General features: G+C 53.3%; 26 protein-coding genes, 1 tRNA gene, 1 riboswitch and 1 other annotated feature. Of the genes, 22 read left to right on the top strand and 5 right to left on the bottom strand.

Annotation, left to right across the window (positions count from 1 at the left end; genetic code table 11):
* Nucleotides 1-79: 79 nt before the first annotated feature.
* Genes ACML7B_RS02675 through aspS form a run of 5 tightly spaced genes read left to right on the top strand, consistent with a single transcriptional unit; the run spans nucleotide 80 to nucleotide 7,531 of the window.
* Nucleotides 80-2,368, top strand: coding sequence for a RelA/SpoT family protein (locus tag ACML7B_RS02675; protein ID WP_418539244.1), 2,289 nt, complete (start codon nucleotides 80-82; stop codon nucleotides 2,366-2,368).
* 12 nt (nucleotides 2,369-2,380) lie between these two features.
* Entirely contained in the window at nucleotides 2,381-3,001 is a 621-nt protein-coding gene (locus ACML7B_RS02670) for an MBL fold metallo-hydrolase (protein WP_418539231.1), read from the top strand.
* Between the two features lie 9 nt (nucleotides 3,002-3,010).
* The gene (hemZ, locus tag ACML7B_RS02665) at nucleotides 3,011-4,432 is read left to right on the top strand and encodes a coproporphyrinogen dehydrogenase HemZ (RefSeq protein WP_418539230.1); all 1,422 of its coding nucleotides are present in this window, start codon (nucleotides 3,011-3,013) and stop codon (nucleotides 4,430-4,432) included.
* On the top strand, nucleotides 4,429-5,694 hold the full coding sequence (hisS, locus tag ACML7B_RS02660; protein WP_418539229.1) for a histidine--tRNA ligase: 1,266 nt from the start codon (nucleotides 4,429-4,431) through the stop codon (nucleotides 5,692-5,694). Before hemZ ends, hisS begins: the two co-directional genes overlap by 4 nt.
* Before the next feature lie 40 nt (nucleotides 5,695-5,734).
* The gene (gene aspS / locus ACML7B_RS02655) at nucleotides 5,735-7,531 is read left to right on the top strand and encodes an aspartate--tRNA ligase (RefSeq protein WP_418539228.1); all 1,797 of its coding nucleotides are present in this window, start codon (nucleotides 5,735-5,737) and stop codon (nucleotides 7,529-7,531) included.
* Nucleotides 7,532-7,628: 97 nt separating this feature from the next.
* Here the strand turns inward: aspS and ACML7B_RS02650 are convergent.
* A tRNA-Gly gene (locus ACML7B_RS02650) sits at nucleotides 7,629-7,701 on the bottom strand.
* 159 nt (nucleotides 7,702-7,860) lie between these two features.
* Here ACML7B_RS02650 and ACML7B_RS02645 point away from each other — a divergent pair.
* The 14 genes from ACML7B_RS02645 to ACML7B_RS02580 all read left to right on the top strand — a co-directional run bounded on the left by ACML7B_RS02645 (nucleotide 7,861) and on the right by ACML7B_RS02580 (nucleotide 20,825).
* A complete protein-coding gene (locus ACML7B_RS02645; protein WP_418539227.1) occupies nucleotides 7,861-9,147 on the top strand; it encodes a homoserine dehydrogenase in 1,287 nt (428 codons plus the stop codon).
* 44 nt (nucleotides 9,148-9,191) lie between these two features.
* Nucleotides 9,192-9,302: riboswitch (THF riboswitch) on the top strand.
* A 69-nt stretch (nucleotides 9,303-9,371) separates the two neighbouring features.
* On the top strand, nucleotides 9,372-9,932 hold the full coding sequence (locus tag ACML7B_RS02640) for a folate family ECF transporter S component (RefSeq protein WP_418539226.1): 561 nt from the start codon (nucleotides 9,372-9,374) through the stop codon (nucleotides 9,930-9,932).
* 12 nt (nucleotides 9,933-9,944) lie between these two features.
* A complete protein-coding gene (locus ACML7B_RS02635; protein ID WP_106790338.1) occupies nucleotides 9,945-10,376 on the top strand; it encodes a MarR family winged helix-turn-helix transcriptional regulator in 432 nt (143 codons plus the stop codon).
* Between the two features lie 102 nt (nucleotides 10,377-10,478).
* Nucleotides 10,479-10,760: a DUF2325 domain-containing protein gene (locus tag ACML7B_RS02630; RefSeq protein WP_106790339.1), complete on the top strand. Its 282-nt coding sequence runs from the start codon at nucleotides 10,479-10,481 to the stop codon at nucleotides 10,758-10,760.
* Nucleotides 10,761-10,869: 109 nt separating this feature from the next.
* On the top strand, nucleotides 10,870-11,718 hold the full coding sequence (gene thyA, locus ACML7B_RS02625) for a thymidylate synthase (protein WP_346708166.1): 849 nt from the start codon (nucleotides 10,870-10,872) through the stop codon (nucleotides 11,716-11,718).
* Between the two features lie 9 nt (nucleotides 11,719-11,727).
* Complete coding sequence (locus ACML7B_RS02620; RefSeq protein ID WP_106790341.1) at nucleotides 11,728-12,219, top strand: dihydrofolate reductase; 492 nt, start codon at nucleotides 11,728-11,730, stop codon at nucleotides 12,217-12,219.
* Nucleotides 12,216-13,406 carry a glycosyltransferase family 4 protein gene (locus tag ACML7B_RS02615; protein WP_418539225.1) on the top strand — a complete coding sequence of 397 codons (1,191 nt, stop codon included), beginning with the start codon at nucleotides 12,216-12,218 and terminating at the stop codon, nucleotides 13,404-13,406. The genes ACML7B_RS02620 and ACML7B_RS02615 overlap by 4 nt, the downstream gene beginning before the upstream one ends.
* A 78-nt stretch (nucleotides 13,407-13,484) precedes the next feature.
* Nucleotides 13,485-13,742, top strand: a binding site (T-box leader).
* 52 nt (nucleotides 13,743-13,794) lie between these two features.
* Nucleotides 13,795-15,516: a biosynthetic-type acetolactate synthase large subunit gene (gene ilvB, locus ACML7B_RS02610; protein WP_106790343.1), complete on the top strand. Its 1,722-nt coding sequence runs from the start codon at nucleotides 13,795-13,797 to the stop codon at nucleotides 15,514-15,516.
* Between the two features lie 18 nt (nucleotides 15,517-15,534).
* Nucleotides 15,535-16,044, top strand: coding sequence for an acetolactate synthase small subunit (gene ilvN, locus ACML7B_RS02605; RefSeq protein ID WP_418539224.1), 510 nt, complete (start codon nucleotides 15,535-15,537; stop codon nucleotides 16,042-16,044).
* A gap of 89 nt (nucleotides 16,045-16,133) precedes the next feature.
* A complete protein-coding gene (locus tag ACML7B_RS02600) occupies nucleotides 16,134-17,159 on the top strand; it encodes a branched-chain amino acid aminotransferase (RefSeq protein ID WP_106790345.1) in 1,026 nt (341 codons plus the stop codon).
* A gap of 128 nt (nucleotides 17,160-17,287) precedes the next feature.
* Nucleotides 17,288-18,535 (top strand): HipA domain-containing protein, encoded by a 1,248-nt coding sequence (locus tag ACML7B_RS02595; RefSeq protein WP_418539223.1) that lies wholly within the window; start codon nucleotides 17,288-17,290, stop codon nucleotides 18,533-18,535.
* 54 nt (nucleotides 18,536-18,589) lie between these two features.
* Nucleotides 18,590-19,462: a LysR family transcriptional regulator gene (locus ACML7B_RS02590; RefSeq protein ID WP_418539222.1), complete on the top strand. Its 873-nt coding sequence runs from the start codon at nucleotides 18,590-18,592 to the stop codon at nucleotides 19,460-19,462.
* Nucleotides 19,463-19,599: 137 nt separating this feature from the next.
* A complete protein-coding gene (locus ACML7B_RS02585; RefSeq protein WP_418539221.1) occupies nucleotides 19,600-20,367 on the top strand; it encodes a carboxymuconolactone decarboxylase family protein in 768 nt (255 codons plus the stop codon).
* 20 nt (nucleotides 20,368-20,387) lie between these two features.
* Nucleotides 20,388-20,825 carry a cupin domain-containing protein gene (locus tag ACML7B_RS02580; RefSeq protein ID WP_418539220.1) on the top strand — a complete coding sequence of 146 codons (438 nt, stop codon included), beginning with the start codon at nucleotides 20,388-20,390 and terminating at the stop codon, nucleotides 20,823-20,825.
* 18 nt (nucleotides 20,826-20,843) lie between these two features.
* Here ACML7B_RS02580 and ACML7B_RS02575 read toward each other — a convergent pair whose 3' ends face one another.
* From ACML7B_RS02575 to ACML7B_RS02560, 4 genes are all read right to left on the bottom strand, one after another.
* Nucleotides 20,844-21,920 carry a mandelate racemase/muconate lactonizing enzyme family protein gene (locus tag ACML7B_RS02575; RefSeq protein WP_106790360.1) on the bottom strand — a complete coding sequence of 359 codons (1,077 nt, stop codon included), beginning with the start codon at nucleotides 21,918-21,920 and terminating at the stop codon, nucleotides 20,844-20,846.
* Between the two features lie 73 nt (nucleotides 21,921-21,993).
* Complete coding sequence (locus ACML7B_RS02570; protein WP_418539219.1) at nucleotides 21,994-22,647, bottom strand: ABC-2 transporter permease; 654 nt, start codon at nucleotides 22,645-22,647, stop codon at nucleotides 21,994-21,996.
* Nucleotides 22,648-23,496: an ABC transporter ATP-binding protein gene (locus ACML7B_RS02565; protein ID WP_418539243.1), complete on the bottom strand. Its 849-nt coding sequence runs from the start codon at nucleotides 23,494-23,496 to the stop codon at nucleotides 22,648-22,650. It lies immediately after the preceding gene.
* A 3-nt stretch (nucleotides 23,497-23,499) separates the two neighbouring features.
* Nucleotides 23,500-23,871: a GntR family transcriptional regulator gene (locus tag ACML7B_RS02560; RefSeq protein ID WP_418539218.1), complete on the bottom strand. Its 372-nt coding sequence runs from the start codon at nucleotides 23,869-23,871 to the stop codon at nucleotides 23,500-23,502.
* A 215-nt stretch (nucleotides 23,872-24,086) separates the two neighbouring features.
* Here ACML7B_RS02560 and ACML7B_RS02555 point away from each other — a divergent pair, with 215 nt between their 5' ends.
* The 3 genes from ACML7B_RS02555 to ACML7B_RS02545 form a co-directional block, all read left to right on the top strand.
* A complete protein-coding gene (locus tag ACML7B_RS02555; protein ID WP_418539217.1) occupies nucleotides 24,087-24,821 on the top strand; it encodes a sigma factor in 735 nt (244 codons plus the stop codon).
* Nucleotides 24,818-25,588, top strand: a complete 771-nt coding sequence (locus tag ACML7B_RS02550; protein WP_418539216.1) for a hypothetical protein — start codon at nucleotides 24,818-24,820, stop codon at nucleotides 25,586-25,588. Before ACML7B_RS02555 ends, ACML7B_RS02550 begins: the two co-directional genes overlap by 4 nt.
* A 98-nt stretch (nucleotides 25,589-25,686) precedes the next feature.
* On the top strand, nucleotides 25,687-25,948 hold a 262-nt coding region (locus ACML7B_RS02545), incomplete at its 3' end, for a hypothetical protein (protein WP_418539215.1).

Here is a 25,948-nt window from a genome sequence, read left to right as displayed (position 1 = left end):
GAAGAAAGGAGGCATTAAGATGTCAGAGAGAGTAACAACCTATGAATCTCTGGATGACCGCATCGCGCCGGAATCCGTAATGAAAGACATGTCAGCAGGGCTTGAGATCGTAGACGGGCACGCAGTCAAGGCGCCGGGCGATTACGAAGATCCGGACCAGCTTTTTGACATGTTAATTGCCCGTATCCGTAAGTACCATCCTTCCACGGACGTGAGCATGATCCGGAAGGCCTATGAGACGGCGAAGAAAGCCCACGGCGACCAGTGCCGCAAATCCGGGGAGCCTTACATCATCCATCCTCTGTGGGTGGCCATTATCCTGGCGGATCTGGAGATGGATAAGGAGACCATCGCGGCGGGACTCCTCCACGATGTGGTGGAGGACACCAAGGTGAGCGAGGACGAGATCCGGGAAATGTTCGGGGAAGAGGTATCTCTTCTGGTGGACGGCGTCACCAAACTGGGACGGCTGTCCTATTCTTCCGACAAACTGGAAGTGCAGGCGGAGAACCTGCGGAAAATGTTCCTGGCCATGGCCAAGGATATCCGGGTCATCATCATCAAGCTGGCGGACCGGCTGCACAATATGCGGACCCTCCAGTTTATGACGCCGGAGAAGCAGAAGGAAAAAGCAAAAGAAACCATGGACATCTACGCGCCCATCGCCCAGCGGCTTGGTATCTCCAAGATCAAAACAGAACTGGACGACCTGGCGCTGAAATACTCCCAGCCGGAAGTCTTCTTTGATCTGGTCCGTCAGATCAATGCCAGGAAGACGGAGCGGGAGGAATTTGTAGAACAGATTGTAAAAGAAGTTTCCGCCCATATGAAGAACGCCAATATCAAGGCGGAGGTCAACGGGCGTGTGAAACATTTCTTCAGCATCTACCGGAAGATGGTAAACCAGGACAAGACGGTGGACCAGATCTACGATCTGTTCGCCGTGCGGATCATTGTGGATTCGGTGAAGGACTGCTACGCGGCCCTGGGTGTGATCCATGAGCTCTACACCCCCATCCCGGGGAGGTTCAAGGATTATATCGCCATGCCGAAGCCCAATATGTATCAGTCTCTGCACACTACGCTGATGAGTTCTGTGGGGCAGCCCTTTGAGATCCAGATCCGGACTCAGGAGATGCACAAGACGGCGGAATATGGTATCGCCGCCCACTGGAAATACAAAGAGTCCAACGACGGCAAGAAGAGCGTGGAGGCCCAGGAGGAGGAGAAGTTAAGCTGGCTGCGGCAAATCCTGGAGTGGCAGAGAGACATGTCGGACAACCGGGAATTCTTAAGCCTGATCAAGGGCGACCTGGACCTGTTTGCCGAGGACGTCTACTGTTTCACGCCCCAGGGGGATGTGAAGAACCTGCCCAACGGCTCTACGCCCATTGACTTTGCCTATGCCATCCACAGCGCGGTGGGCAATAAGATGGTGGGAGCCAGGGTCAACGGCAAGCTGGTGAACATTGATTACAAGATCCAGAACGGAGACCGTATTGAGATCCTGACTTCCCAGAATTCCAGAGGCCCCAGCCGGGACTGGCTGAATATCGTGAAGAGCACCCAGGCCAAGAATAAGATCAACCAGTGGTTTAAAAAGGAATTCAAAGAGAGCAATATCGTCAAGGGAAAAGAACTGATCAACGCCTACTGCAAAGCCAAGGGAATCAACGGCCCGGATATCCTTCAGAATAAATACGAAGAAGTGGTCCAGAAGAAATACGGGTTCCGGGACTGGGAATCGGTCCTGGCGGCAGTGGGACACGGCGGCTTAAAGGAAGGCCAGGTGGTCAACCGTCTGGTGGAAGAGTATGGCAAGGAGCATAAGCAGGAGATCACCGACGAGGTGGTTCTGGAGCGGGTGGCAGAGGCGGCCAAGAACAAGGTCCACATCGCCAAGTCCAAGAGCGGTATCGTGGTGAAAGGCATCGACGATATGGCAGTGCGGTTCTCCCGGTGCTGTAATCCGGTGCCCGGCGATGAGATCGTAGGCTTTGTCACCAGAGGAAGAGGACTTTCCATCCACCGGACCGACTGCGTGAACATGCTCCATCTTACCGAGGCGGAGCGGGCAAGGCTTATTGACGCCGAGTGGGAGAGCGAAGTAACAGAAGAGTCCGGCGGCCAGTATCTGTCGGAGATCAAGATGTACGCCCACGACCGCCAGGGGCTTCTCATGGAGATGTCCCGTATCTTTACCGAGGCGGAGGTGGATGTAAAATCCATGAATGTGCGCACCAGCAAGCAGGGAACCGCCACCATCGAGACCGGCTTTATCGTCCATGACAAGGAGGAGCTGGCAAGGATCGTGAAGAAGCTGCGGCAGCTGGAAGGCGTGATCGATATTACCAGGACTACCGGTTAAAGGAGACATGCAATGAAGATTGAGAAATTTGTGACAGGAATCATCAGCACCAACTGTTATCTGGTGAGCAATGAAGAGACCCGCCAGGCGGTGATCATAGATCCGGCGGCAGTGCCAAGGGCGCTGACTGAGACGGTGGAGCGGGAGAACCTGGAGATCCAGGCAGTGCTTCTGACCCATGGGCATTTTGATCATATCCTGGGGCTGGATACGCTTCTGAAGCTGTGGCAGGTGCCGGTCTATGTGGAGGAGGAGGATCAGGAGATCCTGATGGACACGCAGCTGAATCAGTCCGCTATTTATACGGCGGGTTATACATTTTCCGGGGCCCGGAGCGTAAGAGACGGAGAGGTCCTTTCGCTGGCCGGCTATGATTTCCAGGTATTCCATACGCCGGGGCATACCCGGGGCGGCTGCTGCTATTACGTGGCGTCGGAACATGTGCTGTTCAGCGGGGATACCCTGTTCCAGAATTCGGTGGGAAGGACGGATTTTGTCAACAGCAGTACTTCTGATCTGATCCGTTCCATCCGGGAGAAGCTTCTGCCCCTTCCGGACGATACGGTGGTGTATCCCGGACATATGGGGGAGACCACCATCGGCCATGAGCGCAAATATAATCCATTTCTGTAGGGGGCATATATGCTGAAGATCCTTTGTCAGGAAGAAACTTATGTCTATAACGCATATCATATGGGAAAGGCTTTTTACCCATCGGAGCCGGTTGAGGCTTCGGCGGAGGAAAAAGCCTCTCATTATGTTGTCCTTTATCTTCCTTCCGGGAAGACCCTTGCCCTTGATGAAGAACCGGGGGAAAAAGAAGAGCGGAGCATCCGCAAGCGGCGGATGGACCGGAAACTCTATCAGGCGCTGGCAAGAGAGACCGGGCGAAGTCTTGCCTGGGGGATCCTGACCGGTGTGCGGCCTACCAAGATCGCCATGGGGAAGCGGGAAGAGGGAATGGAGGAAGAAGCCTTCCTCACCTGGTTTGAAGAAACCTATCTGATAAGCCCCAGGAAGGCGAGGCTGGCCTATGAGATCGCAGGGCGGGAACAGGCCCTCCTTGAGCGGCTGGATTACCAGGATGGGTACAGCCTTTATGTGGGGATCCCGTTTTGCCCGTCTGTCTGTACCTATTGTTCTTTCAGCTCCGGATCGCTGGAACAGTGGGGCGGTTACGTGGAGCCTTACCTTGCGGCCCTTTATAAGGAGCTGGAATGGATCAGCCGGGCCTGCAGGGAGAAAAAGCTTAACACCATTTATTTTGGAGGGGGCACCCCCACCAGTCTTGACGCCGGACAGCTGGACCGGCTGCTTGGTTGGGTGGACGAGCTGTTCTCCAGGGAGCATCTGCTGGAATATACGGTGGAGGCCGGACGCCCGGACAGTATTGACCGGGAGAAGCTTAAAGTCCTTAGAAGCCACGAAGTGACCAGGATCTCCATCAACCCTCAGAGCATGCAGCAGAGGACCCTGGATCTTATCGGAAGACGGCACAGCGTGGAAGAGGTGCTGTCTGCATTTCAGATGGCCAGGGAGGAAGGCTTTGACAATATCAACATGGATCTGATCGCCGGACTGCCGGGAGAGAAGACCGGGGATATGAAGGATACCCTTGAGAAGATCCGCGCTCTTGATCCGGACAGCCTGACGGTCCATTCTCTGGCAGTGAAGCGGGCGGCCAGGATGGGACAGGAAGGGTATATCCCCGGCGGGGAAGAGATCGGGGACATGCTGGATCTGGCGGCAGAGACAGCCCGGGAGATGGGAATGTCCCCCTATTATCTGTACCGGCAGAAGAATATTGCCGGGAATTTTGAGAACACAGGCTATGCAAAGGTTGACAAAGCGGGAATATACAATATACTTATTATGGAAGAGAAGCAGTCCATCATCGCCGCGGGAGCAGGGGCTTCCACTAAGATAGTGCTAAAAGAGCCAGTTCCAAGTCCGGAGGGACGGGGCAAGAAGACCAACCTGATCCGGCAGGAGAATGTGAAGGCTATCGACGCGTATGTAAGGCGGGTGGACGAGATGATCGAGCGAAAAGGAGAATGGCTATGACATTAAAGAAGAAGCCGGTTACCGGGATGAAGGATATCCTGCCGGAGGAGATGGAGATCCGGGATTATGTGATCGGGCTGATCAAAGATACTTATAAAACCTATGGATTCCAGTCTATGGAGACGCCCTGCGTGGAGCACATCGAGAATCTGTGCAGCAAGCAGGGGGGAGATAATGAGAAGCTGATCTTCAAGATCATGAAGCGGGGGGAGAAGCTGAAGATCCAGGAGGCAAAAGAAGAGAACGACCTGGCGGATTCCGGGCTGCGTTATGACCTGACGGTGCCTCTGGCCCGGTATTACGCAGGGCATGCCAATGAGCTGCCGTCTCCTTTCAAAGCCATGCAGATCGGCAGCGTATGGCGGGCAGACCGCCCTCAGAGAGGCCGGTTCCGCCAGTTCACCCAGTGTGATATCGACATCCTGGGAGAGGCAGGACCTCTGGCGGAGATCGAACTGATCCTGGCCACCACGGCTATGCTGGGCAAACTGGATTTCCGGAATTTTACCGTGTGCATCAATGACCGGGAGATCCTGCGGGCCATGGCGGCGTACAGTGGTTTTAAGGAGGAAGACTACGACGAAGTCTTCATAAGCCTTGACAAGATGGACAAGATCGGACAGGAGGGTGTTGCCCAGGAACTGAAGGATCTGGGATATTCGGCGGACCAGGTGGATACTTATCTGGGTCTTTTTGCCCAGGTGGAGGAAGATATCACTGGCGTAAGATACTTAAAGGACAAGCTGGGAGAATGTCTTCCTAAAGAAACGGCGGAGCGGATGGAGCACATCATGTCCTGCGTGGAGGCGGCCAAAGAATGTGAGTTCCGCCTGAAATTCACCCCTACGCTGGTGCGGGGGCAGTCATATTATACGGGGACGATCTTCGAGGTAGTGATGGACGACTTCGGAGGGTCTGTGGCAGGCGGCGGCCGCTACGATAAGATGATCGGGAAATTCACCGGCCAGGACACCCCGGCCTGTGGATTCTCCATCGGGTTTGAGCGGATCGTCATGCTGCTTCTGGAGCAGGGATACCAGGTACCGGACCGCCGGGAGAAGAAAGCTTATCTTCTGGACAAGAACCTTCCTGCCCAGGCGCTTCTTACGGTGCTTAAGCGGGCGAAGGAAGAGCGGGAGAGCGGTTGCCAGGTGCTGATCGCCAATATGAAGAAGAATAAGAAGTTCCAGAAAGAGCAGCTTTCCCAGGAGGGATATGAGGAGATCACCGACTGTTATCCGGACAGTGTAGAGCGGCTGTAGGCAGGATGTGTGAGAGAACAGAGAAGAGAGGGATAAAGACATGGCAGAATCAATGCAGGGATTAAAACGGACACACCGGTGCGGGGAGCTTTCCGCCGGGGATATCGGAAAGACAGTGACCATTATGGGGTGGGTCCAGAAGAACCGGAATAAAGGAGGACTGGTGTTCACCGATGTACGGGACCGGTCCGGCATCATCCAGGTGGTATGTGAAGAAGGAAAGACGGACCCGGCTCTTATCGAGAAGGCGGCCCGCCTGCGGTCTGAATATGTAGTGGCTGTGGTGGGAACCGTGGAAAAGCGGTCCGGCGCGGTCAATGAGAATCTGAAGACAGGGGAGATCGAAGTAATCCCGGAGGAACTGCGGATCCTTTCCGAATCGGAGACGCCTCCCTTCCCTATCGAAGAGAATTCCAAGACCAAGGAAGAGGTCCGTCTGAAATACCGTTATCTGGACCTTCGCAGACCAGATCTGCAGAAGAACCTGCTGATGAGAAGCCAGGTGGCAACCCTGACCCGTCAGTTCCTGGCGGAAGAAGGCTTTCTGGAGATCGAGACGCCGGTGCTGATCGGCAGCACCCCGGAGGGAGCCAGAGATTATCTGGTGCCCAGCCGGATCCACCAGGGAAGTTTCTATGCCCTTCCTCAGTCGCCTCAGATCTTCAAGCAGCTTCTCATGTGTTCCGGGTGCGACCGGTACTTCCAGCTGGCCAAATGCTTCCGGGATGAAGACCTGCGGGCGGACCGGCAGCCGGAGTTTACCCAGATCGACATGGAGCTGTCCTTTGTGGACGTGGACGATGTGATTGATGTAAATGAACGCCTGCTGGCTTATCTTTTTGAAAAAGTGCTGGGGATTACCGTGTCCCTGCCCATTCCACGGATGACCTGGCAGGAGGCCATGGACCGGTTCGGCTCAGACAAGCCGGATATCCGGTTTGGCATGGAGCTCACCAATGTGACAGATGTGGTGAGAGACTGTGAGTTTGCCGTATTCAAAGGAGCCATCGAGAATGGCGGCACGGTCCGGGGAATCAACGCCAAGGGACAGGGCGGTATGCCAAGGAAAAAGATCGACAAGCTGGTAAGCTTTGTAAAGGACTACGGCGCGAAAGGACTGGCTTACATTGCCATTCAGGAGGACGGTACGGTGAAGTCTTCCTTCGCCAAGTTCATGAAAGAGGAAGAGATGTCCGCCCTTATAGAGGCTATGGGGGGAGAGGCAGGAGACCTGCTCCTCTTTGCGGCAGACAAGAATAAGGTAGTCTGGGATTCCCTGGGCGCCCTCCGGTTGGAGCTGGCCCGTCAGATGGAGCTTCTGGACAAGAACGAGTACAAGTTCCTGTGGATCACCGAGTTCCCGCTGCTGGAGTGGAGCGAAGAGCAGAACCGGTTTACGGCTATGCATCATCCTTTCACCATGCCCATGGAGGAGGACCTTGCGTATATCGACAGCGATCCGGGGCGGGTGCGGGCCAAGGCTTACGACATCGTGCTTAACGGAAATGAGATCGGCGGCGGAAGCGTCCGGATCTTCAACCCGGAGATCCAGAGCAAGATGTTTGAGGTACTGGGCTTCACAGAAGAACAGGCCCAGGCTCAGTTCGGGTTCCTTCTGACTGCATTCAAGTACGGAGTGCCGCCTCACGCAGGGCTGGCCTACGGACTGGACCGTCTGGTGATGCTGATGGCGAAAGAAGACAGCATAAGGGACGTGATCGCATTCCCCAAGGTGAAAGACGCCTCCGACCTTATGACCGAGGCTCCGGCCAGAGTAACGAAGGAGCAGCTTGACGAGCTGGGGATCGCTGTGGTGGCAGAAGAGGAAGAAGAATAGAAGAAAAAGAAAAAGAATCTCCGCAGGATGATGTTCCTGCGGAGATTTATTTTTGGCATACAAAAAACCCGGAAGATATTCTTCCGGGCTTCTTAAGAGCGACAGACGGGGCTCGAACCCGCGACCCCGACCTTGGCAAGGTCGTACTCTACCAACTGAGCCACTGTCGCATTTATTTGTCTTGTGCTCCTCAGCACAATAGATACTATACTATACGGGAAATGATTTGTCAACCAGAAAATTATCTTTTTTCTCAGATTGCCTGACCCAAGTCGGATGTGGTACAATGAATACCTGAAAACAGGGACAGGAAAACGGAGGGATGAGCGATGGCAGATACGGTAAAAGTAGCCCTTCTCGGTCTGGGGACCATAGGGAGCGGAGTCTATAAACTGATCGAAAGGCAGCAAGAGGAGATGAGCAGCAAGGCGGGAGCTTCCATTGAGATCGCTGCGATCCTGGTCCATAACCTTGGCAAGGAGCGGGAAGGTGTGGACAGAACGCTTCTGACAGACCGCTGGGAAGATATCATCAACAATGAAGAGATCCAGATCGTGATCGAGCTGATGGGCGGCATTGAGCCGGCACGTACCATGATCCTGGAAGCCTTGAAGGCAGGGAAGAACGTGGTGACTGCCAACAAGGATCTGGTGGCGGAGTACGGCGGAGAGCTTCTGGATACGGCGGCGGAAAAGGGAGTGGATTTCCTCTTTGAGGCGGCAGTGGGCGGCGGGATCCCCATCATCCGGCCTATGAAGCAGTGCCTGGCTGTCAATGAGATAGATGAGGTGATGGGCATCGTCAATGGGACCACCAATTACATCCTGACGAAAATGTTTGAAGAAGGGATGGATTTTGACGAGGCTCTTGCCCAGGCGACGGAGCTTGGCTATGCGGAGGCAGACCCCACGGCGGATGTGGAGGGACTGGATGCAGGGCGCAAGATCGCCATCCTTGCTTCCATCGCCTTTCATTCCCGGATCGGCTTCTCGGACGTATATACAGAAGGGATCACCCGGATCACAGCCAGGGATATTGCCTATGCCAGGGAACTGGGCTGTGTGATCAAGCTTCTGGGGATCGCCAGGAATACGCCGGAAGGCATTGAGACGGCGGTGTACCCCATGCTGCTTCCCCAGCATCATCCGCTGGCCTCGGTGCGGGATTCTTTCAACGCCATCTTTGTCCACGGAGACGCGGTGGATGACGCCATGTTCTACGGGCGGGGAGCAGGACAGCTTCCCACAGCCAGCGCGGTCATGGGGGATGTGATCGATGTGGTAAGGAATCTTGGGTATCACTGTACCGGACGGATCAACTGTACCTGCTACCGGGATACGCCGGTGAAGCCCTTTGAGCAGATGAAGAATCTGTTTTTTGTCCGGATGCAGGTGGAAAACAAGCCGGGAGTCCTGGCCGGGATCGCCAGTATCTTTGGCAGCCATAAGGTGAGTATCTCCCAGGTGGTACAGAAGATCGTGGCAAAAGGCTCGGCAGAGCTGGTCATCGTGACAGAGGCAGTGAAGGAATTCCATATGCAGGATGCCCTGCGCCATCTGGAAGAACTGGAGACGGTGCGGGAGATCAGCAGCGTGATCCGGCAGTATGGAAAGTGATTGTCTTTTCCGGCCGGATATGCTAGAATGAACAAAATAAAGAAAGCAGAGTAGGAATGTGTGCGTTAAGTGCCGCGGGGACGGGGAGTTGCCGCGCGGACGAAGGAAGGGCTCAGAAGAAGCCTTCCGCGGTATACGTTCCGCATCCCGCTGCTACACATAGACAGATAAAAACTACCTGCTTATGCGTAGCTTTAAGGACTACTGCGAAGGAGGTATTTTTTATGAAACGATGGAAAACATCATTTACACAGTCCTTTCAGGATTTGAAGGATCTTAGGAACCTGGCCGCAGTCTCCATGCTGCTGGCCATCACGGTGGTGCTTGGGTTCTACCGGCTGCAGATCACGGAGTATCTGCGGATCGGATTCGACCCGCTGGCAAAAGAACTGACGGCCATGCTGTTCGGCCCGGTGGCCGGGTGCGCGGTGGCCGGCCTTGCGGATATCATTTCCTATATCATGAAGCCCATCGGAGCTTTTTTCCCGGGGCTTACCTTGAGCGCCATGGCGGGCAGTGTGATCTACGGCGTGATCCTCTACCGGAAGCCCTTAAGCCTGGGACGGGTGATCCTGGCCAACGGGCTGGTGACGGTGTTCATCAATCTTCTGCTCAACACGTACTGGATGACCGTGCTCTACGGGGATGCCTTTATGGTGCTGTTCCCGGCCAGAGCCCTGAAGCAGGCGCTGATGTTTCCCATCGATGTGATCCTGTTCTACACCGTGGCAAAGCTTCTTGGCAAGACGGGAGTTCTGGAAGGGATCCGCAAGACCATCGGATAAGGAGAGCATAAGATGCAGAAACGCAGGACTATTGGATTTCGGATCAAGCAGATCAACAACGGATATGAGAAGGAATTCAACAGGCAGCTGAAGAATATCGGGATCACCGCTTCCCAGTGCGAGGTGCTGGATTATCTCCTGAGCGGGAGCAAAGAAGAGGTGACCCAGAGGGATATCGAGAAAGCACTGAACCTGCGGAACCCCACGGTGACCGGCCTCCTCAAGCGCCTGGACGAGAAGGGGTTCATCCTCTCGGTGCCAAGCGCCAGGGATAAGCGGTGCAAGAATATCTATCCCACGGAGAAGGCCTATGATATCCAGAGAAGGATGGAGATGGACAGAAAGAAGCTGGATAAGATGCTGACCCTGGGGCTTACCAAGAAGGAGACCGCAGCCCTGGAACGATTGCTGGACAAGGTGCTGTACAACATAACCGAGCCATAAAAGGCTCGGTTTTTTCTTGCATTTTGGTTGTGTATATGGTATTATTTAAATGCAAATGATAATCATAATCAAAATACAATAAAAAGACAGGAGGATCGGATCATGAGTGTGGTGATCATAGGTGGAAATGAGCGGATGGAACAGCAGTACAAAGAGATCTGTAAGCGCTATCGCTGCAAGGCGAAGGTATTTACCCGGATGTCAGGGAACCTGAAGACCCAGATCGGACAGCCGGATCTGATCATCTTGTTTACTTCTACGGTGGCCCACAAGATGGTCCACTGCGCCCTCCGGGAAGCGCAGCGCTATAATATCCCTGTGGAGCGGGCCCACAGCAGCAGCGCCAGCGCCCTGGACAGCGTACTGAAGGAATGTTGCTGTTAAGGAGCGGGAAAAAGAATCCGGGTGCAGTCGGAAGATGCATCCGGATTCTTTTTTTTTGCCCGGATCCATGGTACAATAGGGAAAGTGATAATATACGGAGGTATAGATTATGAGTTATGCGGATCGTGTTTTTATCCATATGTGCAGAGACATCATAGATAACGGGACAGATACCAGAGGCGAGAAGGTCCGCCCGGTCTGGGAGGACGGGACGCCGGCCTATACGGTGAAGAAGTTCGGGGTGGTGAACCGCTATGACCTGTCAAAGGAATTCCCGGCCCTGACTCTTCGTCGGACGGCTATCAAAAGCTGTACCGACGAGCTTCTGTGGATCTGGCAGAAGAAGTCCAACAACATCCATGAGCTCCACTCCCACATCTGGGACAGCTGGGCGGATGAGGACGGCTCCATCGGCAAGGCCTACGGGTATCAGATGGGTGTGAAGCACCAGTATAAAGAAGGGATGTTCGACCAGGTGGACCGGGTGATCTATGATCTGAAGAATAATCCTTACAGCCGGCGGATCATGACCAACCTGTATGTGCACCAGGACCTTCATGAGATGAATCTCTATCCTTGCGCCTACAGCATGACCTTCAATGTGACAAAGCGGCCGGGCAGTGAGAAGCTGACCCTGAACGGGATCCTGAACCAGCGTTCCAACGACGTGCTGGCGGCCAATAACTGGAACGTGTGTCAGTATTCGGTGCTCCTTCACATGCTGGCTCAGGTGTGTGATATGGAAGTGGGCGAGTTCGTCCATGTGATCGCCGACGCTCATATCTATGACCGGCATATCCCCATGATCGAGGAACTGATCGCGCGGGAGCCTCTGCCGGCGCCCAGATTCTGGCTGAACCCGGAGGTGAAGGACTTCTATGAGTTCACGCCGGAGGACGTGAAGCTTCTTGACTATGAGACCCATGAGCAGATCCGGAATATTCCGGTAGCCATCTAAGGAGGAACTATGAATCTGATCGTAAATGTAGACAAGAACTGGGCTATCGGCCTTGGCAGCAAGCTGCTGGTGCGGATCCCCCAGGATATGAAATATTTTCGTTCCATGACCACCGGGCATGTAGTGGTGATGGGCAGAAAGACCCTGGAGTCTTTCCCGGAGAGCAAGCCCCTGCCCAATCGGGTGAATATTGTGCTCACCAGGGATCAGGGTTATCAGGCCCCCGGCGCAGTGGTGGTACACTCCATGGAGGAGTTAAAAGAAGAGCTGAAGAAGTATTCCGGGGAAGAGATCTTCGTGATCGGCGGCGGCCAGATCTACCGGGAACTTCTGCCCTTATGCGACAAGGCTTATGTGACCAAGGTAGACCGGGCCTTTGACGCGGATGTGTATTTCCCGGATCTGGATCAGGATCCCCAGTGGAAGATGACAAAAGTCAGCGAGGAACAGACGTATTTTGACCTGGAATATGTCTTCGCGGTGTATGAGAGGACAGCATGAGGATCTTAAGCATAACAGCACAGAAACCATCCAGTACAGGAAGCGGGGTCTATCTTACGGAGCTTGTGAAAGAATTCGCCAGAAAAGGCCACTCTCAGGCGGTGGTGGCGGGAGTCTACCGGGAAGACCAGATCAGCCTGCCGGCGGAAGTGGGATTCTACCCGGTGTATTTTCAGACGGAAACCCTTCCCTATCCCATCGCGGGAATGTCGGATGAGATGCCCTATCCCAGCACCCGGTACTGTGATATGACGGAAGAAATGACAGAAGCATTTGGCAAAGCGTTTCTTGAGAAGGTAACGGAGGCGGTGGAAGCCCTTGACCCGGATCTGATCCTCTGCCACCATCTCTATCTTCTCACCGCGCTGGTGCGGGAACATTTCCCGGACCGCAGGATCTACGGATTCTGCCACAATACGGATATCCGGCAGATGGAGAAGACGGATCTTAAGCGGGCTTATATCGCCGGACAGATCCGGAAGCTGGACCGGATCTTCGTGCCCCAGAAGGCCCAGGGCGACAAAGTGCTGGAGATCTATCAGGCGGATCCGGAGAAGCTTTGCCGGGTAGGAGTGGGCTATAACAGCCAGATCTTTGAGAGCAGCGGCGAAAAGCCAAAGGATGGAGTGACCCGGATGGTCTTTGCCGGGAAGATCGCGGAGAAAAAGGGGGTCATGAGCCTTCTTCGGTCCCTCGACTATCTGAAGGAAGAGAGGGAAGACCTGGTGCTGTACCTGGCCGGAGGAGCGGGAAATGTTGAGGAATATCAGGAGATCCGCCGGCTGGCAGAAGGGAGCCCCTACCGGGTGGAATTCCTGGGAAGGCTGTCCCAGGAGGCGCTGGCGAAGGTCTATAATCTGTGCCAGATCTTTGTCCTTCCGTCCTTCTTCGACGCCCTGCCCCTGACGGTGATCGAGGCCCTGGCCTGCGGCGACCGGGTGGTAGTGACAGACCTGCCGGGGATCCAGGAGTGGCTGGGAGCCAATGCGCCGGGCGCGGACGTGCGCTATGTGCCGCTGCCCAGGATGGAGAATACTGACGAACCGGTGGCGGAAGACCTGCCGGCTTTCGAAGAGCGGCTGGCCAAAGCCCTGGAGGAGAGTATCCACAGCAGCACGGGGACGAAGGCGGATGTAAGCGGCATTTCCTGGGAAGGGATCAGCAGACGGGTACTGGAAGAATCGTAACAAAGATCAAGAAATCCATTAAGAATGTATGGTTGACAAAGGAATCAGGGGTCAACTATAATAGATGTAATTTATCAGAGAAATGCTATGACAGGGAGGAGTACATAGGCCTTGCAAGCACAGAGAGAAGATGGACGGTGGGAATCTTCGTGAAAGACTTATGGAAGTAGCCCTCGAGCAGTGGACCGAACAGGCGGCAGGCCTAAGTAGACTTCAACGCATATCCCGGCGTTAGAGGGGAACGGTATCGGAAGACATAAGTTTTCCCGTGCCGGCAGAGTGCAGAGAGATTTCTCTGAAGTTAGGTGGTAACACGGATGCAGATTCGCCCTAAGCCAGAAGGCTTGGGGCATTTTTTTGGCAGAGGTGTTGACAGGGAGGTATGTATATGAAGAAGATCAGTGGAAACAAATTGTTGGTGAAAGCGCTGTGGGAAGAAGGCGTGGATACCGTGTTCGGCTATCCTGGGGCCTGTACCATTGATATCAGCGACGAACTGTACCGGCAGGACCGGGTCAAGGTGATCCTGCCCCGGCAGGAGATCGCCCTGGTCCATGAGGCGGACGCCTATGCCAGATCCACAGGCAAGGTGGGGGTCTGTCTGGTGACCAGCGGACCGGGAGCGACCAACCTGGTGACCGGGCTGGCCACTGCCTATTATGACAGCGTGCCCCTGGTGTGCTTTACCGGACAGGTGGCCCGCCATCTGATCGGAAACGACGCCTTCCAGGAAGTAGATATCGTAGGGATCACCCGGAGTATCACCAAGTACGGAGTTACCGTAAGAAGAAGAGAAGACCTGGGACGGATCCTGAAGGAGGCCTTCTATATCGCCCGCACCGGAAGACCTGGACCGGTGCTGGTGGATCTGCCCAAGGACGTGATGGCGGAACTGGGAGACGGGGAGTATCCCACGGACGTAAATATCCGGGGCTACAAGCCTAACACCCATGTACATATCGGCCAGCTGAAGCGGGCCATCAAGATGCTGAGCAAGGCGAAGAAGCCTCTGTTCCTGGCGGGGGGCGGCGTCAATATCGCCCATGCCTGGCCGGAATTCACAGAGGTGGTGGAGAAGACCAACGTCCCGGTGGTGACCACCGTTATGGGCCGGGGGGCCATCCCCACAGATCATCCGCTTTATATCGGCAACCTGGGAATGCACGGCGCTTATGCCTGCAATATGGCGGTGAATGAATGTGACCTTCTGTTCTCCATCGGAACAAGGTTTAATGACCGGATCACCGGGAAGCTCCATTCCTTCGCGCCTCATGCCCAGATCGTGCACATTGATATCGACACGGCGGCCATCTCCAAGAACGTGCAGGTAGACGTGCCCATCGTGGCGGACGCCAAGGAAGCGGTGACTAAGATGCTGGAGTATGTGACGCCCTGTGAGACGGAAGGGTGGAGAGCCCAGATAAAGGAGTGGAAGGAGAAGCACCCGCTTACCATGAAGCCCCGTCCCATTATGACGCCAAAAGATGTGCTGGACGCCATCAACCGGCTGTTTGACGAGGCTATTGTCCTTACCGACGTAGGGCAGCACCAGATGTTTACCGCCCAGTTCCTGGAGGTAAATGAGAAGCGGCGTCTCTTCATGTCCGGCGGACTGGGGACCATGGGATACGGGCTGCCGGGAGCCATTGGAGCCAAGATCGGACATCCGGATACCCCGGTGATCTCCATCTCCGGAGACGGGGGAATGCAGATGAATATCCAGGAGCTGGCGACAGCAGTTCTGGAAGAACTTCCCATCATCTCCTGTATCTTTAACAACAGCAATCTTGGGATGGTGCGGCAGTGGCAGAAGCTGTTCTACGGCAAGCGCTACTCCATGACCTGCTTAAGGTCAGGCGCAGCCTGCAGAGGCAGATGCGGCGAGGTGGAATGTCCCAAATATACGCCGGACTTTGTAAAACTGGCAGAGAGCTACGGCGCCAAAGGGATCCGGATCACCAAAGTGGAGGAGATCGAGCCTGCCTTCCGGGAGGCCATGAAGAGTGAAAAGACCCCGTATATCCTGGAGTTCGTGATCGATCCGGAGGATCTGGTATATCCCATGATCGAACCCGGCGGAACACTGGAAGACATGATCCTGGACTGTTAGAGAGAGGAGAGGAAGAGCATGAGCAATGGAATGAAGAAACGCTGGATATCCCTGTATGTAGAGAACCAGGTAGGTGTTCTCTCGAAGATCTCCGGACTGTTCTCCGGCAAGTCCTATAACCTGGACAGTCTTACCGTTGGAACCACGGAGGATCCAACCGTATCCCGGATGACCATCGCCACCGTCAGCGACGATGAGACCTTTGAGCAGATCAAGAAGCAGCTGAACCGTCTGGTGGAAGTGATCAAGGTGATCGATTTTACCGATATCTTCGTGCGGATGAAGGAGATCCTCTATGTAAAGGTGCGCAAATGTACGCCGGAGGATAAGGTGGAGCTGTTCCAGATCGCGGAGACTTTCAAGGCGAAAGTCATCGACTACGGCAAGGACAGCCTGTTGCTGGAGTTTGTCCAGACAGCCACCAAGAATGACGCGGTGATCAAGCTGATGAAGGAAGAGTTCAAGAGCATTGAAGTGGTCCGGGGCGGAAGCGTAGGGATCGAGTCCATCAGTATGATGGAGAGATAAAAACCGAGCGCACTCTTGAATTTTGATTTTAGGCGTACTATAATAATCCATAGATAGACAGAAGTTACATACGGAATGGAGGAATTGAGATGGAGAAGAAGAATATCGACTGGCAGAATCTTGGTTTTGCTTATCTGGAGACGGATCAGAGGTATGTCTCCAACTATAAGGACGGCGCCTGGGATGAGGGGACAATGACCTCCGACCCCAATGTTGTCATCAATGAATGCGCCTGCGTCCTGCAATACGCCCAGACTTGTTTTGAGGGGCTGAAAGCCTATACGGCGGAGGACGGAAGTATCGTGATGTTCCGCCCGGACCTGAACGCCGCCCGGATGGCCAATACAGCGAAGCGGCTGGAGATGCCGCCCTTCCCGGAGGAGCGGTTTGTGGAGGCAGTCCACAAGACGGTGGAAGCCAATGCGGCATATGTACCGCCTTATGGTTCTGGTGCGACCCTGTATGTACGACCCTTTATGTTTGGCTCCAATGCGATCATTGGTGTAAAGCCGGCGGACGAGTATCAGTTCCGTGTATTTACCACACCGGTGGGACCTTATTTCAAGGGCGGCGCAAAGCCTATCACCATTCGTGTCAGCGACTATGACCGGGCAGCGCCTCACGGCACCGGTCATGTGAAGGCAGGCCTTAATTACGCCATGAGCCTGTACGCCATCATGGACGCCCACAGACAGGGATTCGACGAGAATATGTACCTGGATGCGGCCACCCGTACGAAGGTGGAGGAGACCGGCGGAGCCAACTTCATCTTTGTGACCAAAGACAACAAGGTGGTAACACCCAAATCCAGCACCATTCTTCCCTCCATCACCAGACGTTCTCTGATGTATGTGGCTGAGAAGTACCTGGGACTGGAAGTAGAAGAGCGGGAGATCTACTTTGACGAAGTAAAAGATTTCGCAGAGTGCGGTCTGTGCGGAACGGCAGCAGTCATCTCTCCGGTAGGGAAGATCAATGATCATGGAAAAGAGATCTGCTTCCCAAGCGGCATGGATGAGATGGGACCGATCACCAAGAAGCTGTATGATACATTAACCGGGATCCAGATGGGGCACATCGAGGCTCCGGAAGGATGGATCCACAAGATCTGTTAATGAGAGATAAACCGGGGACGTGGTATTTTCAGAAATACCACGTCCCCGGTTGTATATACCGTTTCATTGACAGAAGGGGTTAAAAAAGGGTATAATCCATCTATTATCATCAATGGTCAGAAGGCGGGGTGAGTAGTTTGAAGTGTATCTTAATGCATAAACGAATCGCTGTAGCGGAGTTAGAACTGGATGACGCTACTGGTTTCATACAAAAGATTGGCATGGTCTATGCGCCAGAGCATTTTCCTGTGGGGATCCCAGTAAAAAAGGGTGTTGCTGACCGGACGGCGTTAAATGAGTGGTGGACAGACCGGTCTATCCCGGCCAGCCGGTCTGGTATCCGGGAGGCTCTGGAAACATTGGAGATAACCAGCACAAAATTGCTTCTGGTACGTTGTTATGGACTGAGTCTGTCGGATCAGTATTGGATCTGTCCGAAAGGTTCCGGCCTGACATGGGACGCCATCAACTTTTTTGACAATGGTTTTTCAGACGATATTGGCGACGTCCTGTTCGGAGCGGAAAAGAAAACGGATGCTTTAGATTTTTCATCTCCGGATAATACTTCAGACGGTAATCTGAAAAAACGCTGGAAGATCATAGACGGGAAACGGTGCCTGGTAAAAGGCGGCAGCAACCCATTCCGACAGCAGCCCTTTAATGAGGTGATCGCTGCCGGGATCATGGAGCGCCTGGGAATTCCTTATGTGCCGTATAAAGTCACCTGGAACAAAGGCGCGCCTTACAGTGTGTGCGAAGATTTTATCACAAGGGATACGGAACTGGTTCCGGCATGGCGTATCCTCAAAACGCAGAAAAAGAGTAACAGCGTCTCGGTGTATCAGCATTTTGTCAACTGCTGTGAAAGGCTTGGTATCCAGGATGCCGTTCCCTTCCTTGACCGTATGATCGTGCTGGATTTTATTATCGCCAATGAAGATCGGCATTTTAACAATTTTGGTATGCTGCGGGAGGCGGAAACCTTGAAATGGATTGGTTTCGCCCCAATTTATGACAGTGGTTCCTCACTGGGCTACGATAAGACGCCCATGCAGATACGCTCAGAGAAAGATATAGTCTGCAAGCCTTTTAAAAATCACCATGCGGAGCAGTTAAAGCTGGTGTCTGATTTTAGCTGGATTGATTTTGACCGGCTGAAGGATGTGGACAGATTGATTGAGAGTGTACTGACCGCAGAAGGAACAGAGGATTATGTGGATGAAATCCGTATTCGTGCGATTAAAGGATCGGTTAAGCAGCGGATTGAGTATTTATCCCAGTTTTCTATGAGCCGGACGCCAGTGCAGGAGTATTCTACGGAGGATGATGTGGAAGAAAATGTTGCTGCGGATTATGCACCAAAAATAGATCTGTAATCATTCAAGAACTTGATGGGGAAATACAAAAAGCTGTGATGGGAGGTGATGGATATGGAATTGCGTGTGCTGAAATATTTTCTGACGGTAGCGGATGAAGGAAATATTACACGGGCTGCGGATATCCTTCATGTTACCCAGCCCACCTTAAGCCGCCAGCTGATAGAGTTGGAAGACGAACTGGGAACGGCGCTCCTGATCCGGGGGAAACGTTCCGTGACTTTAACAGACGAAGGATTTCTGTTTAAACAGCAGGCGGAAATGATCGTAGAGCTCTCAGACAAGCTGGAACATACCTTTAAAGATAAAAAAGATGTGGTCTGCGGTACCATCCGGATCGGCGCTTCAGAAGCGGTAGGCTGCCGTGCATTAGCCCGTTACATGAAAGAATTCCGGGAGAGATATCCGGATGTCCAGTTTGATCTCTATAATGGAATGGCGGACAACATCAAAGAAATGCTGGAACGAGGGCTTCTTGACCTGGGACTTGTTCTGGAGCCCATTGATACTGCAAAATTTGAATATGTAAGGCTTCCCCAGAAAGAGACCTGGGGACTTCTTTTAAGAAAGGATCATGAACTTGCGGAAAAGGAAACCTTAACCGTGGAGGAGATCCGGCAGTATCCGCTGATCATGCCGGGAAGAGAGAATGCAAAAGAGGAAGTTCTTCACTGGATGCAGTGCGAGGAAAGGCACCTGAACATCCCGGCTTTTTACAATCTTCTTTCCAACGCCGCATTGCTGGTAGAGGCCGGGATGGGCTGCGCAGTCTGTCTGGACGGCGCATTGTCCATACATGCGGATCCCAATCTTTGTTTTCGTAAGATCTTGCCGGAGCACACAACAAGGAGTGTGATCCTGTGGAAAAAGAACCATCTGTTTTCCCAGGCGACGTCCCTTTTCGTACAGACAATTCAGGAATATTAGAAATGGTCATGGTATCAGTGAAAGCGCTGGTGCCATGGCTTTTTTTAATATACGGAAAACGTATGGTTTTTCATAGCGGACAGGTATTAGACAGGATACAGAAGACGGGGGATAATGAATAAAAAAAGAGGTAAATCATGAATCGAAAAGAAAAAACAGAACAGAAAATGCAGGAGCTGTTTCACAGCCATGCTGCCGGGGATGAAGGAACGGACGGCGAATTCATGCAGATCCTGCAGGGTTACATTTTTGGAGATGTCTGCTATACAGGCAGTCTGGACAACCGCATGAGGGAGCTGGTCACGGTTACCGTGCTGACTACGATTAGCGCCCTGCCCCAGATCAAAGCCCATGTGCAGGCCAGCCTCAACGCCGGTTGCACACCGGTGGAGATCCGGGAGGCAGTTTACCAGTGTGCGCCCTTTATCGGTTTTCCAAAGACACTCAATGCTATTGGCGCCATGAATGAAGTGTTTACGGAGAATGGAATTGAACTGCCCCTGCCGTCCCAGAAGACTTTGACTGGCGAAAACGATGAGGAGCGCTATCAGAAAGGATTAAAGATCCAGGAGCCTCTCTATGGAACAGAGATCGCGGACCGTTATACCTGGCTGCCCGGCGAGTTTGCCCAGGCAGTGCCCCGCTTCTTGACTGAGCTGAGCTTCGGGGACTTTCAGACTCGCGCCGGCCTCGACGGCAAGACCCGAGAGCTGCTCACGGTAGTGTTGCTGGCGGCTCTGGGCGGCGCGGAAGTGCAGTTAAGAAGTCATGTAAAAGGAGCGCTGAAGGCTGGCAACAGCCGGGAAGAAGTGGTCTGCGCTTTGGTCCATGCCAGCGGATATATGGGGCTTCCCCGTTTGTTCAATGCGCTGAACGGGTGCAGGGAATTGTTGGAAATGGAATAAGATTGAAAAGGAGAAAAACGATGCGTATCAATGATCAAGAACAATTTAGCAAAGAAAATGTATTTGGTCTTGGCAGCGCCAACACGGCCTATGCTCAGTATTTTGTGGGGAATTCCTATCTGAATCCCCTGACAGAGGCGAAAAAATGCCCGGTATTTCTGGCAAATGTCACCTTTGAGCCGGGGTGCCGCAACAACTGGCATATCCACCACGCCAAAAGCGGCGGCGGACAGCTTCTTATCTGTACCGCCGGCGAGGGCTGGTATCAGGAGGAGGGAAAACCTGCCGTCAGCCTGACGCCCGGCACGGTCATCACCATTCCGGCGGAGGTGAAGCACTGGCACGGAGCCAAAAAGGACAGCTGGTTTTCCCACATTGCAGTAGAAGTGCCCGGCGAGGAGACCGGGAACGAGTGGTGCGAACCGGTGGACGATGAGGCTTACAACGGGCTGGAGTAAGACTTTCTTCCCATTAGGCTAAAAGGAGATGTCCAGTCCAAGTCCCGGGCGGTCCAGAAGGAAGAATCGGTCGTTTTGCATCTGGAAACCGCCCGGCATTCCGGTATCTCCGTCTTTGTAGAACAAGAAAGTATCACAGTCGGATTCCGTAATATTTTTCTTGGCGGCTACCAGACTCAGACCTGCGGTAATGGAGATCTTTGTTTCGATCATACAGCCTACCATACAGGGAACGCCAAAGCTTTCTCCAACGGCGTTGATCTGGGAAGCGCGGTAGAGTCCGCCGCACTTCATGAGTTTGATGTTCATAATGTCTGCGGCTTCTGCTTTACAGATCCTGGCTGCGTCCCGGATCGTATGAAGAGATTCATCCAGCATAAGCTGGACGCCATTGGACTGTCTGCGAAGCCTTGCGGCGCCGTCCAGATCCCAGTCGGGAAGACATTGTTCTGCAGCTTCCACCCCGTATTTTTTCATTTCCTGGAGCATAAAGAGCGCCTGACTGTAGTCATAGCCCTGGTTCGCATCGATCCGCAGGCGGATATCCGGGCCTACGGCTTCCCGGATGAGGCGCAGGGCTTCCAGATCATCCTGCGGGGAAATCCCCATCTTGATCTTCAGGATGTGATACCCCAGATCCTCGACAAAATGTTTCGCCTGGGCCGCCATTTTCTCAGGAGGATTGATGACAACGGTAATGTCATTCAATACCTGATTGTCATAGCCGCCCAGTACCCGGTACAGGGGCTGGTTCATGAATTTCCCCTTCAGATCATAAAGAGCGATATCAATGGCACATTTGGCGGAACCGTTTCCGTGGACATAGCTGTCCATCATTGCGTGGATCTTCTCAATCTCCAGAGGATCCATGCCAATGAGCCCCTGGCGGAACATGCGGAGCACTTCCAGGCATCCGTCAACCGTTTCGCCGGTAACCGGCGCAAAAGGCGCTGCTTCACCGTATCCGGTATACCCTTCGTCGGTTTCGATCTTTACGATAATACTGACGGTATGGGTGATCTCGGCAAACGCCACATTAAAAGGTTCCTCCAGCTCAATAGAAAACTTTTCCATTTTTACATCTGTAATTTTCATGGTGGTTCCCTCCGTGCATTTTTTGGAATTTTCTGATAATAAAAGTGTACGCTTTATTTTTGGAACTGTCAATTTAGAATTCCTTATGCTGGACAATGCGGATGCTAAGCAGCGCAGAGCCAAGAAGGATCAGGGCTGTGACGCCGATGGCGCATCCGGCCAGCATGCCCGCACTTACATCCGGAAGGCTGTTCAGCGCGGCCAGCAGGTCGACGCCAAGGAGTCCGGAAATCTTTGTCGCCAGGAATCCCAGCAGGAAGATAGCTCCTATACCGATGATCAGGGCGATCCGACCTTTTTCTCCCCCGAATTTTAACTGGACGGGCAGCATGACCGCCAGGATCAGGAAGAGAACGGGCAGGATGGCAACGGCGGTCAGGACAAGTTCCATCACATCCAGGCCTCTCCGGACCGTCCCTGCGATCACCACCAGAAGGGTGGAGATGGTCCAGGCAGAAAGGGCCAGGATCAGGGCAAAGCAGTACTTTTCCACCACATAGCCTGCCCGGGTTATGGGCAGAGAGAACAGAAACGCATTTCCGTTGTCAAACTCGTCATAGCTGATGGTGCTCAGGGTAAACAAAGGAAATACAAAGGTGGCAAAGCCGATGGGGACGGAGAGACTGTCGGAGAACAGCGCCTGCCCCACACTGATCATGACGATTACAAAGAAGAAATTCCGCTGCATTTTCATCAGTTTAAAATCTTTGATCAATAATCCTTTCATTTATGCTTCCCCCTTTACCATCATAGTGATCACTTCATCGATGCCGGCTTTTTCTACGGCGATCTTCGGGAAATTCTCAGAGTAATAGGTTCTCTGGTCAGTAAGGCAGCAGTACCCGTAAGTCTCCCTGCGGCTGCGCAGGATGAACTGCCGGTCCAGTGTCTGGTACTGGGATTCATCCATTTTCAGGATCCCGTAGCGGTCCAGCAGGACGTCGGTTTCCTCATGGAGCACGATCTTCCCATCGTGGATCATATAGAGGTCGTCGCAGATCCCTTCCAGGTCGCCGGAGATGTGGGAGCTGATCAGGATGGACCGGCTCTCGTCCGCCTCCAGGTATTCCCGGAGAATGTCCAGAAGCTCATCTCTGGCGATCACATCCAGTCCCGCGGTGGGCTCATCCAGGATGAGCAGGCGGGAATCGTGGCAGGTGGCGGAAAGGACTTTCAGCTTCGCCCGCATTCCGGTGGAGAATTCTTTGATCCGCTTATCCACAGGAAGCCGGAATTTCTTTACCTTCTCCAGGAACCGTCCGGTGTCGAAGGTGGGATAGAAGGTCTGCAGCATGGGCGTTAAGTCCCGGATGGTGAGATAACCGCTGAACCCGGAGTCGGAGAGGACGATTCCCAGCTGCTCTCTGTCTCTGGCGGTGAAGTCGTCCAGATCCTTTCCAAGGAGGGTGATCCTGCCCTCATCTCTTTTGATCAGTCCCAGCACCGCCTTGAAGGTGGTGCTCTTCCCGGCGCCGTTTTGGCCGATCAGTCCGGTCACGCACCCGGAGGGCACTTCCAGGGAACAGTCCAGCGTAAAATTGGGATAGGTTTTCTGTAAATGTTCGATCTTCAACATCATTTATTCCTCCATAAGCAATGCAAACAACTCTTGGATGTCGCCGTCGCTGATACCGTAGCGGCGGCCTTTCTGGATGGCCTGGTAAAGGGCTTCCTCCAGTTCTTTTTTCTGCTCTTCCAGGAGAAGTTCTCTGTTGGTCGCGGCAATGTAAGTTCCCTTGCCGTGGACGGTGACAGTGAAGCCTTCCTCCTCCAGGGCATCATAGGCCTTCTTCACCGTCAGGGCGCTGATCTTAAGCTCCCGGGAAAGTGCCCTGACGGATGGAAGTACATCATTTTCCTTCAGTTCCCCGCTGCGGATCAACGTCTTGATCTGATCGGTGATCTGCTCGTAGATGGGGATCATCAGGGAATGGTTGATCATGATCTTCATAGTAGTTTTCTCCCCTTTCTGTATAAACAGTATATAACAGTGAGAAACTGTTGTCAACTGTTATATGCTGTTTGTTTTCACTTTATATAGATTTAACAGTGAAAATACATGGATTTAACAAAGGAATGATAAACTTTTACAAATTTATACGCATATGCGGGACTGACCCCGAAAATGCAGTTTATCCATACGTATACTACAGACAGGAGAGCTATATGAACCAGGAACATGAGATCGTGAAGCGGGTTGCCGCGGCCAGGAGCAGCTCAGAAGAAGCGGATCGTCTGGTCAGGGACTATCTTCCATTTATCAAAGCAGAAACAGCAAAATTCCTACACCGGCCGCCGGTGGAAGGGCAGGATGACGAGCTTTCTATTGCCATGTTTGCTTTCTATGAAGCAGTCCTGAATTATGAAAAAGCCAGGGGGACATTTCTGGCTTTTGCCAGCCGGGGGATCAGGAACCGGCTGATCGATCACTATCGGAAGGAGAGCCGCCACGGGAAGGTGATCTCCTTTGATCAGCCGGACAGTAAGGATGAGGACCGGACACTGCTGGATACGCTGGAGAGCGGTGAAAGTAACGTGGAAGAGGGGCAGATCCGGATGGCGGCAAGGGAAGAGATTGAGGAATATGCCAGAGGGCTGGCGGAATTCGTGATCTCTCTTACCGACGTGGCGGACAACTGTCCAAAGCAGGACCGCACTCTGGAGGCCTGCTATCAGGCGCTGGCCTGTGCAAAAGAAAATCCATGGCTTCTGGAACGGTTTCTTGCTACCAGGAAACTCCCGATCCAGGATCTTACGGAGTTGTCCAGAGTGTCCAGGAAGACGCTGGAGCGGCACAGGAAGTATATCGCCGCTTTGTTCCTGGCTTATACCAATGGCTATGAGATCATCCGCGGGCATCTGTGCCAGATATCCGTGGGGAAAGGAGGCGGACGGGCTTGAGATATCTAGTAATGGAATGCGGATTCAGCTACGCGGTGGTGCTGGATCAGCAGGGAAGATTCCTGAAGGTAGCGAATCTGGGCTATGCAGTGGGACAGACGGTGGATTCGGTGATCCCGTTCCAGGAGGAACGGAAGAAGAGCCGGACGTCCCGGCGGGTGATCCCGGTTCTTGCAGCGGCAGCCTGCCTGTGTCTGGTCTTTCTGGGAGGATTCCAGTATATCCTTTCACCCTACGGAACCGTGCGGATCCAGATCAACCCGGATGTAATGATCTCCGTAAACCGCTGGGATTACGCGGTAGACGTGGAAGGGATGAACGATGATGGAGAAGAACTTGTGGAGGATTATCATTATATAGGTAAGAAGGTGGATCAGGTATCGGATGAACTGGCGGACCGGGCGGTGGACCAGGGCTTCCTGGAGGAGGGAGATCAGATCACCCTGACGGTGGAGTCAGAGCATGAGGACTGGAAGACAGCCACAGAGGATCTGCTGATCACAGAACTTACCATCCATCTGGATTCTTCCGTAGAGATCCGGACAGCCGGGGAGGCCGAAGAAGAGATGGAAAGAGAAGATCCGGTTTTGCCGCAGGAAAGCTACAGCGATCCGGGGAGCGGAAGAAGTGGCGGAAATTCCGGGAATGTGGTCATTGACGACGATGACGACGATGATGGTGATGACGACAATGACGACGATGATGACGGCGGTGACGATGACGACGATGGCGATGATGATGACGGTGATGACGATGATGATGATTAAAAAAATAAAAAAAATTTCTTTCGACCCCGTTTTCTGAAAAGCAGCCCCGTATTCTATCAATACAACCTAAAAAAAATCAAAAAAAGGAGAAAAAGGATATGATGAAGAGAAGAAATTTAAAAGGGACAGCAGTAGCAGCGATGGTATGTGGGATGATGGTCTTCACCGGATGTGGGGGCGGAGGAACGGCAGGCGAGGCAGAGGAAGCGGCCGTCCAGAAATCAGAGGAGATCATGGGAACGATCCTCCTCAGCGTAAACCCGGAGATGGAGATCTCCTATGACGGAGAGGGAAAGGTAAAGTCCATTGAGGGCGCCAATGAAGAAGGCGTGGCTGTGGCGGAAGCTTACAAAGATTATG

The sequence above is a fragment of the Massilistercora timonensis genome (genome assembly GCF_048354975.1).
In the GTDB taxonomy this organism is placed as follows: domain Bacteria; phylum Bacillota; class Clostridia; order Lachnospirales; family Lachnospiraceae; genus Massilistercora; species Massilistercora timonensis.
This window is presented reverse-complemented; position numbering and strand designations above follow the sequence as displayed.